The organism is Clostridium sp. TJA085 (genome assembly GCF_058310235.1).
Genome location: NZ_JBZEEZ010000003.1, coordinates 76,866 through 92,022, shown reverse-complemented (window position 1 = coordinate 92,022; position 15,157 = coordinate 76,866). Strand labels below are relative to the sequence as shown.

The window sequence follows — 15,157 nt, the reverse complement described above, 5'->3', positions numbered from 1 at the left end:
TATATACAATGACTTGGATAATGAAGCAGTATTTGATTTGAGTGATGAATTTTGAGGTTACAAAATAATAATGGTGAAATATTAGATTTAAAAAGAGAATTAAAGTTATTAAGAGATGAAATAAAAAATGATGAATTAGATAGGGATAATCTATGTAGTAAAATTGATAAACTAAAAAAATATTATATCAACGGTAGTACTATTTGCAATAGTGGTAAATTAAATAATAGTAATTTTACAAAACTTGATAATATAGAAAAGTTTTTTGTTATAGATAATATAAACTTTAAAAAATATAGTTAAGAATAAAAATATTAATTAAAGCTTTTATATGTAATTAATAATATTACATATAGAAGCTTTTTTATTTTGGAGTAATGAAAAATAATTAAATAGGATTAGTATATTATTATATTATAACTATTTCATTTAAAAATATTAAATTGGTAATAATCATAAATTTTTTGGAGGAAAAGTTAAATTGTTTTAAAAATAATTTAATTTAATTAATAAATAAATTTTTTTCAACATATAAAATTACTAAAAAATGTAAGGGGATAAATAGTTTATTTGTTATTAATTTGAATATTTAGTATACAGATGTTATAATTTCAAAGACTTATTATTAAGAATTTATTAATAAAATTATAAAAAGGGGTGAAAATTATGTATGAAAATTAATAAAATGAATATTTTAGGAGGGGAATAATTTAAAACAAAAGAAAAGTAAGGGGGAAGAAATATTTTTATGAACTTTAAATCAATTACAAGAAACAAACTCACGGCAATGACCATACTTATGATTTTTATAATTAATATTTGTTCTGTAAATGTTGTAGAAGCATCAACGTTATTCAAGAATAAAGTAAAGCTTAAGGCTGGAAATTTAAAATATTATAATGAAGTTAATATTCTTCATTATGATACTAAGGACGATAAGGAGACAGATAAAAATAAAAAAACACAGACGGGTGATAATACTACGGGATATATACCTGAAAATAAAGATACGTCAAAAAAAGAAAATATATCTAAAGATGATAATTTAAAAGATAAACTAAAAAAGAAACAATCCATATGGGATTATAACAAGATAGACGTAGCTCTTTCAGGAATTTTGCAAGAAAAAAATAATGTAAAAATAAATACAGATGATATAAATAAGATAAAAGACATAGTGCCAAAAGAAAATGGTATATATATTTTCTCAAAAGATAGAGAAGTAATAAATAGTATTATAAATACAACTTTAGGTAAAAAATATTACATAGATGAAGAAGGATTTATTAAAAAAAGTTCAAATAAATCGAATAATCTAGAAGAAACAGAAAAATCTAAAAAATATTCCAAAATAATTGATAATATACTAAGCGAAAATAAAAAAGTCATTATTGCTAAAAGCGAAAAATGGGCTGAATTTAATGATAAAGAACAAAAAATAGAAATAAAAAATTTTAATTCAAATAAAAAGTTGGTTAAATTTAATGATAAAGTTGGTAGGGACTTATTAATATTAAATGGTGAAAATGAATTAGATTTAGAAGAAATTCTATTTAAAGAATTAAAAAATATAAGTACATTAAAAGATGCTTCAGATGATTCAAGTAATGAAGAAGTTAAAGAAGATTCTAAAAATAATAATGATATAAAAATAAATGATGATACTAAAAAGGAATCTGATAAAAAAGAAAACAGTAAAGAAAATTCAAATGAAAAAAGTAATGAAGAAAAAAATATAGATAATAAAAATGACAAAAAAATAGATGAAGATATTAAAGAAAAAGAAGAAACTTCAAGTGTTGAAGATGAAGATAAACATATAACTAAAAATCTAGATATATTTGATGTAGCAATAGTAGGTCTTCTAGGTAATGAAAAGACTGAAGTAAATGAAGAAAACATAAATAAATTCAAAAATGAAATACCAAAAGGCAATGGTGTTTGGATTTTAGAAAAAGATAGAAAAGGTATTATAAATATAATAAATAATGTTGCAAGTAAAAAGTATTATATCGACAACAATGGATTTTTAAGATGTACTGGAAACAATAATAAGAATACTAAGAATTCAAAGATATGTTCTGGAATATTAGATAAGTTAATAAATAGTGATAAAGTCACTATTATTGGAAGGGATAATGGCTGGAACGAATACAGTATAAATGAAGAAAAAGTAATAAATAAAAAATTTACAGATGACAATGCTGGAGTTACTATAGGAGGGAAAGGTACTAATCAATTAATAATATTAAGTGAAAAAGCAAAAGATGATGAAAATATGGCTTTTGTTTTATTTCATGAGTTAATACACGGATTAAGAGGACAAGAAGGTAAAAAGGACAGATTAGAAGAAGAACTATTTGCAGGAACTATTGAAAACTATATTAGAAAAGAACTTGGCTATAGCTTAAGAGATTTATCTAATTTAGAGAAGGCTTATAAAGATTATAGCAGTATCTACAGAGATGATTGGAATAGAATAGCATTTGAATATTCTCAAGCATTTTTTGGAACTGTTAAGTTAAAAGATCCAACAAGTTCATTAAATATAAGAAGTACACCGTCAACATCAGCAAATATAATAGGAAGTTTAGCTCATGGGACAAGTGTAAGTATTTTAGATAAAAGTGGAGATTGGTATAAAATAAGCTATAATGGAAAGATTGGTTACATAAAAGGGGAGTTTTTAAATCTAGGAAGTGCTGAAGGAGCTACAACTGGAACAATTAGATTACAAGATTCATCAAGTAGTCTAAATATGAGAAGTGGTCCGTCAACAAATAGTAATGTAGTGGGAAGTTTACCACATGGAACAGTTGTAAATATACTTGGAACTAGTGGGCAATGGTATAAGATAAGTTACAATGGAAAAGTAGGATATGTAAGAGGAGATTATTTAACGTTAGGTGGGGCATCAGCAGGATCAGGAAGTGGAACAGGAACAATAAAGTTAAATGATCCATCAAGTAGTTTAAACGTAAGAAGTGGTCCATCAACAAATACTAGTGTAGTAGGAAGTTTAGCCCATGGAACAGTTGTACAAATAACAGGAAAAAGTGGAGATTGGTATAAAATCAATTTCAATGGAACAACAGGATATGTAAAATGTGATTTTGTAACATTAGGAGGATCAATAAGTTCAGGAAATGGAACAGTAACATTAAAAGATCCATCAAGTGCTTTAAATGTAAGAAGTAGTGCATCAATAACAAGTAATATAGTAGGAAGTTTGGCTCATGGAACAGTTGTAAAAATAATAGGAGCTGAAGGCGAATGGGATAAAATAGAGTTTAATGGTGGAACAGGATATGTAAAAAATGAATTTATAACAAAGGGTGGAACAATAGGATCAGGTAATGGAACTATAGTATTACAAGATCCATCAAGTAGTTTAAATGTGAGAAGTGGTCCATCTACTGGATATAGTATAGTTGGTAGCTTATCACATGGTTCAGTTGTTAAGATACTAGGTTCAAGTGGAAATTGGTACAAAATAAGCTATAATGGTATAACTGGATATGTAAGAAATGATTACGTAGTTAAAGGTGGAGCTGTAGGAAAAGGCAATGGTCTTGCAACAATAACATTAAAAGATCCATCAAGTAGCTTAAATGTAAGAAATGGAGCATCACTGTCTAGTAGTGTAATAGGTAGTTTATCACATGGTTCTGTAGTAGAAATAATAGGAACAGAAGGTCAATGGTATAAAATAAGATTTAATGGTGGAACTGGATATGTAAAAAATGATTTTGTTATACTAGGTGGATCAATGAGTTCTGCTAAAGGAACAGGTACAATACAATTACAAGATCCATCAAGTAGTTTGAATGTAAGAAGTGAAGCTTCAATAACTAGTGGAGTAATTGGAAGCTTACAACATGGTTCAATAATTCAAATAATAGGAACAGAAGGTCAATGGTATAAAATAAATTTCAATGGTAAAGTAGGATATGTAAAAGGAGACTATGTAAGATTAGGAGCAGCTTCAGGAGGCACTGGGAATACAGGTACAATAAAGTTACAAGATCCATCAAGTAGTTTAAATGTAAGAAGTAGTGCATCAATAAATTCTAGCGTAATAGGTAGTTTACCATATGGATCTGTAGTTGAGATAATAGGAACAGAAGGTCAATGGTATAAAATTAAATTCAATGGTAAAGTAGGATATGTAAGAAGTGATTATGTTGTTAGAGGTGGATCTCTATCAATAGGATCAGATAAATATAAATATGAATCATCATTTAAAGATGGATATATAAGATATTATGCACAAGATGACCCTAGATATGGAAACAGAATGTATAGTAATCATGGTGATAGAGGGCAAACAATAGCAAATTCAGCATGTGGACCGTCTGCTTTTTCAATTGTTGTATCAACATTAAATAATATAGATGTACCGCCAACAGAAATATGTAGATATGCTTTATCACATGGATATAGAACGGATAATAATGGTACAAGTCCATATCTATTTAGTGGGGCATCTTATGATTCAGCAAATCCAAGATATAATTTAAATTATCAATCAGTAGGAAGTATAAGCGGGGTTAAAAGCATACTTTCAGATAATAAACATTTAGTAATAGCAAGTATGGGACGTGGACATGTTACAAGACAGGGACACTATATAGTACTTGCAGGATATACAACAATAAATGGAAAAGTATATTTTAAAGTATACGATCCACATAGATGGAATGAATATTATATATATGATGGTGAAATAATTGATACAGTAAAAGATGATGGATTTATCTTGTTAAGTCAAAATGCAATAATAAATGAAGCACAAGGATATTTTGCATTTTCAAGTAAAAAAGGTTCATCATTAAAACCTAGTTCAGGTTCATCTTCAAGTACAAGTGGAAGTCATAGTAGTTCAACTTCATCAAGCAGTAGTAGTTCAAGCTCATCTTCAAATAAAGAAAAAGTTAATGTAATTACTGTTACAGGAAACTTCTTAGAAGGCGTAGCTGATGCGGGAAGAGAGAGTGTAAAAGGTGTTTGGGACTTTTTAGCACATCCAATAAAGGGACTAACAAGTACTTCAGAATGTATTGTTTTTGTAGGAAAAGCAATAGTACCAGGAACAGATGCAAATAAAGCATTTGCAAAAATGGCAGAAAAATTTGTAAGTGATGTTTCACAAGGAAATGCAAATGAGAATGCAAAACGAATTGGTCGAATAGTAGGCGAAATAGTTATATGTGTAATAGTAGATCATGGCGTTGGAATGTTAACTGAGATAATAAGTGAGTCAGGAAAGCTAGAAGAACTTTCAATGTTAGTTGGAAAAGCACAAAAAGGAGAAGTAACTAGAGAAGAAGTAGCTGAAAAATTAATTAAACCAGTTTGCTTTACTGGGAATACACTAGTAATTACTGAAAATGGATTAGTACCTATAAAAGATATAAAAATAGGTGATAAGGTATATTCAAAAGATATACTAACAGGAAAAACAGAGTTAAAAGAAGTAAAAAATACATTCATAAAAGAAAGTAGAAGTTTAGTATATATAACAGTTTGTGGAACATCAAAAAATGAGATTATAGAATCAACAGAAGATCACCCATTCTTTGTAAATGGAACAGGTTGGGTATCTGCAAAAGATTTAAAAGAAAATGATGAAATAGTAACTAAAACTGGTATAATAAAGGTAAAAAATACTGAAGTAAAAGAGTTAAAAGAACCAGAAAAAGTATATAATTTGTCAGTAGATGATTATCATACTTATTTTGTTGGAGAGAATAGTTTATTAGTTCATAATGATTGTGCATCACTTATTAGATTTACTGATGTTGCGAATTATATTGAGAAAAATGGAAAACTACCTGGAAATTTCATTAAAAAGAATGAAGCTAAACTTTTAGGATGGGATCCTAAAAAGGGAAATCTTCATGAGGTAGCACCAGGGAAAAGCATAGGCGGAGATATATTTTTAAATAAAGAAAAAAAATTACCTGTTGCTAAAGGAAGAATATGGTATGAGGCAGATATTAATTATGTTTCAGGCTTTAGGGGTTCAGAAAGGATATTATATTCAAATGATGGTTTAATATATAAAACTAATAATCACTATAAGACATTTGAAAAAATAAAATAAATTAATAGGAGAAAAAAATGAACAAAATTATTTTAGACGGGAAAGATTTTAAAACTAAAGAAGAACTTCATAAGGTTTTAAAGACAAAACTAGAATTACCAGAATATTATGGAGAGAATTTGGATGCATTATGGGATTGCTTAACAGGGTGGATTGATTTACCTATGGAAGTTGTATGGATAAACTTTAAAAGAAGCAAAGAATATTTAGGTGACTATGCGAAAAGTTTATTAGAGATTTTTGACGAAGCTCAAAAGGAGCTTAAAGGATTCAAAATAATAATAAAAGATACTGTTTAGTAATACTATCATTAATTTATTCAGTATAAGAGTCAATATTTAATGATATGTTTTATATTTAAAATATAATTTTAATATGCTAGAATGATAATCAAGTCATTCTAGTATTTTTTATTATATAGTTTAAAAATAAAATTAATAGTTTATTAGTTCATAATGATTGTGCAAAAAAGCTTTTGGGAGAATCCGGTGCGCAGTTTTCAAGTAAAACAGTTTGGAAAAAAGTAAAACAGAAAGAATTGATGTAGAAAATCCAGCACCAGGAGTAAGAGCAGGTCAAATTCACTATCATGAGTCTAATAATAGAAAATGGTACTTTGATGTAGAGAATAAGAAATTTTATGATATTGATACAGGTGAATTAGCACCTAAGAAAATACAAAATCTTTTAAAAGATAATGAGTTTTTTAAAAGTATAAATAAAGCATTGAAATTTTTAGGTGAAAAAAATTTATAGTAAAGAGATGATGAATTTTGAGAAAAGTTAATCAAAACATGAAAAGAATATTAAAAAATATAAATAATAAAAAAGAAAATATTATAAAAATAGATTTAAATGAATTAGAAAAAATAATTAATCCTAATATAATAGAAGTACATGATTGTGTTATTCTTGATTTAGAAAATAGAGTAGTTAAAAAAAATATAGACTTTGATTTTATACTTAAAAGATTTGGAGATAGGGTAGGATATGAAGCATCACGAAATGAAATTAGGGTAAATGATTATATTATTGAAGGATCATTCAATTCAATTGTTAAGTTAAGTTTTAAAATTATAGAGATATTAAAGTATAAACTTAAATTAAGGTATCCTAATGATAAATTTTGTATAGTTTTTAGTTCAGATAAGGAATATGTTACATTAAGATTCTACAAGATTAGAGAAAATGAAAATTCCTGGTTAAATGAGAAAGATTTAGATAGATATGTAGATGAGGCTATAATGGTTTATAAATTTTAAAAGTTTAGAGTATCGATTTTTTCGGTACTCTTTTTCTTGATAAAAAAAGAATTTATTTGTTGATGCTGCTAATAGTATTAAAATTTTTATTATATATAATTAAAAATGATGTTACTAAAAATTTCAGTTAACAGTGTATAGAATTAATCAATGATATAATATGAAACTAAACTATTAAAATGGAGATGAAAATAGATATTTTAAAAAATAAACTAGAAATTTACGGATTTGAATATCCACAATCGTTTATTAAAGCTTTAGAATTAGATCTGTTGAATTTTGATTTATGATATATAATGAATGAAGAAATGACAATAGATAGATTAAATGGGATTAGGTAAAGGTATCCATCTAGAAAATTAATACCTTTTGCAAAACGAAATGACAATGATGATATAGCATGCTTTGAAATTGGTAAAGGTGAAAGTGTACAAATAATACATGATTTTTCATCAGAAGGTTATGAGCAAAGAAAAAAATATGATTATTTTTGGGATTGGCTAAAAGACGCTATTAATGAAATGATTGAATTCAATAGAGAAGAAGAAAAATATAGTGAATAATTAATAGATAATTAGTTTTAAATTCATAAAAATTTTTTGGTAAATAAATAGGAAAAGTGGTTAAAGGATGTTTATTAGGGCGTATATATATTCATGTAGTAGTTTAGAGTCTAAAAATACTTTTGAAGAATTAATAAAGTCAATTAATGAAAAAATTAAAACAAAAAAATTTATAAAAAATGAATTGTATTGGAAAGATGATTCCATGTATGTAGTTGAGGTTGAAATAGAATTTTACGAGAAACTAGATGAGAAAAACTTGAAATATTTTTTAAATAATATATCAAATAAATGGTTGACGTTTGGGGATCCTATAGATGAATTTTTAACATCAGAAACAATGGAAAATTGTAAAATTCTAATTAATAATATAAGTATGATTAATGTATTTTATTAAGTACAGAAATAATCGGGATAATTTAAATTAAAGGAATTGATTGAAAAGTGACATTATATGAAGAATGTTTAGAAGAATTAAAAGATAACTATATGATAGTATTAGATGATGAAAAAAATAAGATTTTAAATAATTTGTATGATAAATTTCCTTTCACTGATTGGGGAAGAATTAATTAGGATAAAGTTATTAAAAAAGAAAGAATAAATAATATTGTAGATATTAAAGAAAAAATATTAAATAATAGTATTGAAGTTTATGTTATATGGAATCAGCTAGATTTACCAATAATAAAAAGCAATCTGTGTAGTGTGCTAAATGTTATTTATGATGTAACAGCAGTAAGCTTTGATACATGGCTATTTTAAGTAGATGAAGAATATGTTATAGAATTTTATCATGATGGTGAAATTATGATAGGATTTTATAAATAATGTATGAGAGAATACTACTAAGAATAATTATTATGGTTATTTTAATAATATGAATTAATTCAATATCTAGATACAAAAAAGTGATTTAAGAAAATAAATTCAAATAAGCCTTACTATTTTAAAGTAGGGCTTAATTTTTTATTTATATAAAAAGGGTTATAATAAGTTTAATAATAGGAAGAGAAAAATAAAAAAGGTATAATATTATAAATAAGAATGGATAATTTAAATAGGGAAATTTAAATATTAAATTCAAAAAGTATTTATCGAGAATGAGTATAGATATATTTATATTAGTAATTTTTTTAATTAATATAATATTTACAAATACTATATATAGAATAAAGAAGGTGAACTTTAAATGTATATGAAGTTAATTAATAAGTTAAAAGATAAAGGAATAGAATTTGAAGTTGGATTATCAAATAGCGAGATAAAAAAAATAGAAGAAGTGTATAATATTGAATTGCCAGAAGAATTAAAAAATTTATATAATATAGCTTTACCTGTATCCAAAGGATTTTGTAATTGGAGAAATTTTGATGATAAAAATGTAAAATTTATAAAGGAAGTTATAGAAAGACCGATAAAAGATATATATGAATTAGCGAATGAAGTATATTGGTGTGATGATTGGGGAAAAGAGCCTAATAATGAATCAGAAAAAGTAGAAATAATTAGAAATTTATTAGAAAAAGCTCCTAAATTAATACCTATATATTTTCATAGATATATGCCACAAGTTAACATGAAAAATATCCCAATATTTTCAATGCATGATACTGATATAATTTGTTATGGAGAAAATCTAAGTTCATATTTAAAAATAGAATTTGGAGATAAAAATCAAAGTGATATAGATTATGAAAAATTAAATTATATTCCTTTTTGGAATGATCTTTTATAAAAAATAATTAATTTTATAAAAAGTAAGAACAGCAATTAAGCTGTTCTTACTTTTTATAGATAAATATACAATAGGTTATCAAGAGTATATATATTATCCACCAAAGAATTAATATGAAATTAGTTAATTTGAAATTTTCATAAATATATATATATATTTATTTATTATTAAATTTATGATAAATAAAATTAATGTATATTGTTTAAATAAAGTTATCTTTTGGATATAGATTTATTTAAAAAATCAAATGCTAATAATATTAAAAGAAATAAATTTATTGTTATAAATGTTTATATTTTACTATCTAGTTGTTACTGAGGGTTAGATGGTTGTCCTAAAGCTGTAATTGTTGTTCCTCTAGTTTATTATTCAGATGGGAAAATGTATGAAAGTTCATTTAAAGAATGATATATAAGATATTATGCTCAAGATGTGTATGAAATATTATGTAGCACACATGGTGTATATAATCAAACAAGAGAAAAATACGTGTATGGGTAAACAGTATTTTCAATAATTAAATAATTATATGAATATTGAATAAAATTGATATTATACAAATTGAAAAGTATAAATATTATTTATCTAAAGGTTGTAGAGAATATGAAGGCGGAATATAGCATAGTTTATTTAGTATATAATCACTGAATCTATTAATAGAAAATATAATTTAAATTATAAAGAAATAGGAATTGTTAGTAAACTTAAAAAAATTATTATTTGATAGTAAATATTGGTAATTATTTGTAGGCATAAAGGTCACATGACTAAAGGTAATAATTATATTTGGTAAGGTTATAAATGGAAATATAATTCTTGGTTAAATAGATTTATTAAGTTATTAGCTGATATTAGTAGTGATAAATATGTATTTGTGGGAATCGATAGATCAATTGAAAATTATTACAACATTTCATATTAGGACTGTATTAAAATTATTAAATAAAGCTCTAAGTTTAGGATTTATTAAATAATAAGGAGGATAATATGCTTAAAATAAAAAATATAAATATGATTTCAGAAAGTGCATTAGAAGCAGAAGTTTCAATTACAGATTGGGTTAATGAGTTGATATGTTTTTCTCAGCCATGTAATTTAGCTGTAAATCAGGTAATAACAGAGTTTGTGTATTGTTTTAATAATAGAAATGTAATTAAATCCGATAATGAAAAATTCTATATAGAAAAGCAAAAAGAAGAGTTATATTATAATATAATTGCTAAACTAATAGATAAAAAAATAATTTAGCTAAGGTAGGTGAAATAGCACTACAACTAGAAGATGGGACTATTCCTGTAGATATTTTAGAAGGTGAATATATAAGTTTTTATTGTCAAAGGATAGATATTTATTAAAATGAGTAAAATATTTGTAAGTATTTTGATATATAAGTATTTATACAAATTAAATATATATATAAATAATTTAATGAAAGTATAAAGTAATGAATAAGTTAAAATTTAAGTAATCTGATTCATTACTTTTTTATTATAGGTTAAAATTATAGGAATCATACAAGTGGAATAAAATATATGGTTGAATATCTTAAAGATTTTCTATTTTTTAAGGATGCCTATAAATGGTTAAGTTTTACTTTTAAACTTTGAAGATTAAATTTTATATGTAGTTAAACAATGAAGTAAATATGATAAAATTATGAACGTAGGAATTTGGGAATTGATTTTTAGTAAACCAAGAGAAGCAGTTAAATTAATTAAGAAATATATTAAAGAAGGAATTTCATTTAATCAGGAGACAACATTATCAGGAAAAAGTATTATAAAGAATATTAAATTGGCAAAAGAAAATGGATTTTATATTGTTATGAATTATATTGGCGTTGATAATCCTGAAATTGCAAAAGAAAGAGTTAAAATTAGAGTAAGTAATGGAGGACATGGAATTCCTGATAATGATATAGAAAGAAGATATTATGATTCATTACATAATTTAAAGGAAGTTATTAATATATGTGATGAAATAAATATATATGATAATACAAAAAGATTTAGAGAAATTGCTTATGTAAATAATGGAATTTTAATATGGAGAGAAAATAATATTCCAGCTTGGGCAGTTGATATAGTGAAGTAGATATTTTTTATTTAAATACAATAAGTTCTAAGTTAAGTATAATATCAAGGAAATAATATTTCAATAATTGGCATGATATAAGTAATTTATGAAAAAAGTTGTTAACTTAATTATAGGAAATATACTAAAAACTTGAAGTAAATCCTAAATATTCTCCAAAATAGAAAGCTAAGTCAGGAAGTTTATTTTCCTGACTTTCTTAATTTTATACGTTCTATATTATAAAATAATATCTACACTTCAACTAAAGTTTTATACTTTTCTAAAGAGTTAATATTGTTGTTGTATAAAGTTTTTTTCTTTAATATTGAATAAAAGCTTTCTTTATCACTTAAATATTCATCTATTATTTTTTAAATTCATTTGAATATTTATTATCTTTACTCATAAAAATAACACATAACTTTCTTGAGGTGTTATTTTAAACTAAATTAGTCATTATTTAATGTATTAAAAAGATATTTATTTATGAAAAATAATGTAATAAAATGTATAATATAAGTAATTTTTATTGATAGGAGCTAGTGAAATTGGGATTAGAAATAAGGATTGGAAAAGCTTACAAAGGTGATAGTATTTGGATACGTTATGGAGAAAAGAAAAAAACTAATATATTAATAGATTCAGGACCTGCAAGTTTTAGCCTAAAATTTAAAGAAATAATTTATAAAATTAAACAGTATGGAGAAAATATTGACTTATTGATTCTAACACATATAGATAATGATCATATAATGGGATTTAAAAAATATATTAGCAGTGGAAAAAATGATTTTAAAATTATTAAAAATATATGGCTAAATGGAGAAGGTAGTTTGGCGTATAGAACTAATCAGCAGCATTCACCTAATAATATAACTAAATTGGTTGACTTAATAAAAGAAAAAAATATAAATTTAAAATCTCCTATTTATGAAGGATATCAAGAAAGTATAAATGGAGCATTTTTAAAAGTTATAACTCCTAAATATGAAAGTCTTTTAAAAGTAGCACAAATAATTGATAAACATAATCTACATAAATCTAATATAGATTATAAAGATATAGATGAAATAATTATATTAGATAAATATAAATGTGATTGTAGTGATACCAATGAAGCATCTATTTCTTTTGCTTTTTTGTATAAAGGTAAAAAGATTGCTTTTTTAGGGGATGCCCATTCAGAAGATGTAATATATGGTAAAAACAAATACTTTTTAAATGAAAAATTTGATTTAGTTAAAATAGCACATCATGGAAGTAAATATAATACAAGCTATGATCTTTTAAATAGTTTAAAATGTAAAGAATTCATTATATCATCTAAAGGACCTGTAGATAAAGAAACTATAGCCAGAATAACTAATTATTGTGATAGTGCGATAATATATTGTAATTATGAGTGGTGGAAGGGCAACAATTACTTTAGTTTGAAGGATAAAGAAAAATATATTACAAATAAAAGATTGGTTATTTGTGAAAAAACTGTATTTAAAAATGAGGAGGATATATAAATGAATTTAGAAGATAAGTTGTTATATCTTTCTGTTAGAATAGAGAGTTTTCAAGAAGGTAATGAGAATAAAAATATATTAGGATCTGGTATATGGTGGCAACCTAATCCAAATTCACAATATGTATATGTTTTCACTGCAGCTCATATATTTAGTGAAGAAAATATAAGTATTTCTTATATTGATAAGGATCAAAAATATAGATGCGTTAGAGTAGATAGAGGTGATATAGCAATACATAAAGAGTTGTTTTTAGAAGATGGGAAATTACCAATGAATGATGTGGCTGTAATAAGGTGTAAAAGGGAAAAAATAATGAATATAGAATTATGTTCTTATAAATTCTTAAAGCCAGAAAATACGATAGATAATAAAGAAATTATTTTCAGAGGCTTTCCAGATGTACTGAATGATAAATCATTTGTTATGAGTAATAAAAAGATAGATGCTATACGTGAAAATATAGATAGGGTGAGTAAAAGGTTTACTTATTCATTAAGTACTGGATTGAACAATGTAGAAAGAGACGAAGAAATGATTGGAATTTCAGGTGCAGGCATATTTTTAAATAGTACAGATGAGATTTTATTCTTAGGTATTCATACAAATGGAGTAGGTGTAAATGCAGGCTTAGGTACATTTTCAGGAATGTCATGTGAATTAATTTATGATATTTGTAAGGATATGAGATGGGATGAGCCTAAATTTGTTTGTGATATTTGTGGAAATTTAAAAGATTGTGCAAAAAATTTTTTAGATGAAATAAATAATGATGAATTAGTAGAAATAATGTATAAATTAATTGATGAAAATTTTGATTACGTGTTCAAATGTGATTTTTGTGGAAATTCAAAGGAATGTGAAAGTAATATTACGCCACATGAATGCACTATATTTAGAAATTCGCTTTTAATAGTGTTATGTATATTAAAGTATCTGAATAAATCAGTTGATTTTGAAAAACCAATAATTAATTTAAAATCTAAATTAATACCAGTTAAATATATTTGTTCTGATGGTGATTTGGATTTAAGTAGATTTAGTATAGAGAGTTTTATTCGCTCATTGAAAACTGATTATTTAATGAGGAATAAAGTTGAAGATAATACATTGATTATATGGAATACAAAGAAACAGATAAGGGGGGAGCAGGTTTGTAGTTCTCAAAAATTCAAAAAAATAATTAGTGACATAAAGGGAGAATTTTTGTACGGTACAGGATTTGATATTTTAAAGGGATTTAGTCAACCAAAGGAATTATCTATAATAAATATAAATGAGTTATTAAATTCAATAGAAGACGAAAGTTTAATTAATATGGTAAAAGCTATTGAGAATATTATATAAGCATTAATAGGAGAATGATATGGAATTAATAGGTAAATATATAGATTTAATAAAAGAAGATATAACGTGTGATTATTTGGACATGCGGCATTTTCAAAAAAAAAGCAATGATTATAAAATAAATATTATATGTTGTGAGTTTAAAGATGAAAATGATTTATTAAAATATTGGAAAAAGATAATAGATAATGTTGCTATTTATATACAAACTGATTTAGAAAAAATTATAGAATTATATAATGTCTATGTTATTTTTTTTATTGAAAATATAACGAAAGAATTGTTATATATTATTGAGCAGGATAAGTATTCATCACGAAAAATTGTAATAAATAGTAAAATGCCAAGTGACAAAGAAAAATTAATTGATATAGTAGAAAATAGATTGTTTAAGTTTAGTATTGAGGAGAATGAAGAAAATATTATGCTAGACATAATTTTAAAAGAATACAATGAAGAGTTTTATAAATTTATTAATAAAATTAATATAGGTAAAATTGATGATATTGTTCTTAATAGAGCTATAGATATTTTAAATAATTAATTTGAAG

At 24.5% G+C, this 15,157-nt stretch carries 12 protein-coding genes and 1 pseudogene; all 13 read left to right on the top strand.

Going from position 1 to position 15,157, the window contains the following annotated elements:
* Nucleotides 1-51 precede the first annotated feature (51 nt).
* A complete protein-coding gene (locus AC4FQW_RS09755) occupies nucleotides 52-303 on the top strand; it encodes a hypothetical protein (protein WP_491148832.1) in 252 nt (83 codons plus the stop codon).
* Between the two features lie 445 nt (nucleotides 304-748).
* On the top strand, nucleotides 749-6,106 hold the full coding sequence (locus AC4FQW_RS09750) for an SH3 domain-containing protein (protein ID WP_491148830.1): 5,358 nt from the start codon (nucleotides 749-751) through the stop codon (nucleotides 6,104-6,106).
* A 17-nt stretch (nucleotides 6,107-6,123) separates the two neighbouring features.
* The gene (locus tag AC4FQW_RS09745; RefSeq protein ID WP_491148828.1) at nucleotides 6,124-6,405 is read left to right on the top strand and encodes a barstar family protein; all 282 of its coding nucleotides are present in this window, start codon (nucleotides 6,124-6,126) and stop codon (nucleotides 6,403-6,405) included.
* 214 nt (nucleotides 6,406-6,619) lie between these two features.
* Complete coding sequence (locus tag AC4FQW_RS09740; RefSeq protein WP_491148826.1) at nucleotides 6,620-6,862, top strand: hypothetical protein; 243 nt, start codon at nucleotides 6,620-6,622, stop codon at nucleotides 6,860-6,862.
* A 17-nt stretch (nucleotides 6,863-6,879) separates the two neighbouring features.
* Complete coding sequence (locus AC4FQW_RS09735; RefSeq protein WP_491148824.1) at nucleotides 6,880-7,368, top strand: PM0498 family protein; 489 nt, start codon at nucleotides 6,880-6,882, stop codon at nucleotides 7,366-7,368.
* 630 nt (nucleotides 7,369-7,998) lie between these two features.
* A complete protein-coding gene (locus tag AC4FQW_RS09730; RefSeq protein ID WP_491148822.1) occupies nucleotides 7,999-8,328 on the top strand; it encodes a hypothetical protein in 330 nt (109 codons plus the stop codon).
* Nucleotides 8,329-8,375: 47 nt separating this feature from the next.
* Nucleotides 8,376-8,696 (top strand): annotated as a pseudogene (locus tag AC4FQW_RS09725) (CDI toxin immunity protein).
* Between the two features lie 427 nt (nucleotides 8,697-9,123).
* A complete protein-coding gene (locus AC4FQW_RS09720; RefSeq protein WP_491148820.1) occupies nucleotides 9,124-9,669 on the top strand; it encodes a hypothetical protein in 546 nt (181 codons plus the stop codon).
* Between the two features lie 987 nt (nucleotides 9,670-10,656).
* Nucleotides 10,657-10,917, top strand: coding sequence for a hypothetical protein (locus AC4FQW_RS09715; RefSeq protein ID WP_491148818.1), 261 nt, complete (start codon nucleotides 10,657-10,659; stop codon nucleotides 10,915-10,917).
* A gap of 408 nt (nucleotides 10,918-11,325) precedes the next feature.
* Nucleotides 11,326-11,763 carry an ATPase gene (locus AC4FQW_RS09710; protein WP_491148816.1) on the top strand — a complete coding sequence of 146 codons (438 nt, stop codon included), beginning with the start codon at nucleotides 11,326-11,328 and terminating at the stop codon, nucleotides 11,761-11,763.
* Nucleotides 11,764-12,293: 530 nt separating this feature from the next.
* Nucleotides 12,294-13,259, top strand: a complete 966-nt coding sequence (locus AC4FQW_RS09705; protein ID WP_491148814.1) for a ComEC/Rec2 family competence protein — start codon at nucleotides 12,294-12,296, stop codon at nucleotides 13,257-13,259.
* Nucleotides 13,260-14,606, top strand: a complete 1,347-nt coding sequence (locus tag AC4FQW_RS09700) for a hypothetical protein (protein ID WP_491148812.1) — start codon at nucleotides 13,260-13,262, stop codon at nucleotides 14,604-14,606. It abuts the gene before it with no gap.
* Between the two features lie 19 nt (nucleotides 14,607-14,625).
* Nucleotides 14,626-15,150 (top strand): hypothetical protein, encoded by a 525-nt coding sequence (locus tag AC4FQW_RS09695; RefSeq protein WP_491148810.1) that lies wholly within the window; start codon nucleotides 14,626-14,628, stop codon nucleotides 15,148-15,150.
* Nucleotides 15,151-15,157 lie beyond the last annotated feature (7 nt).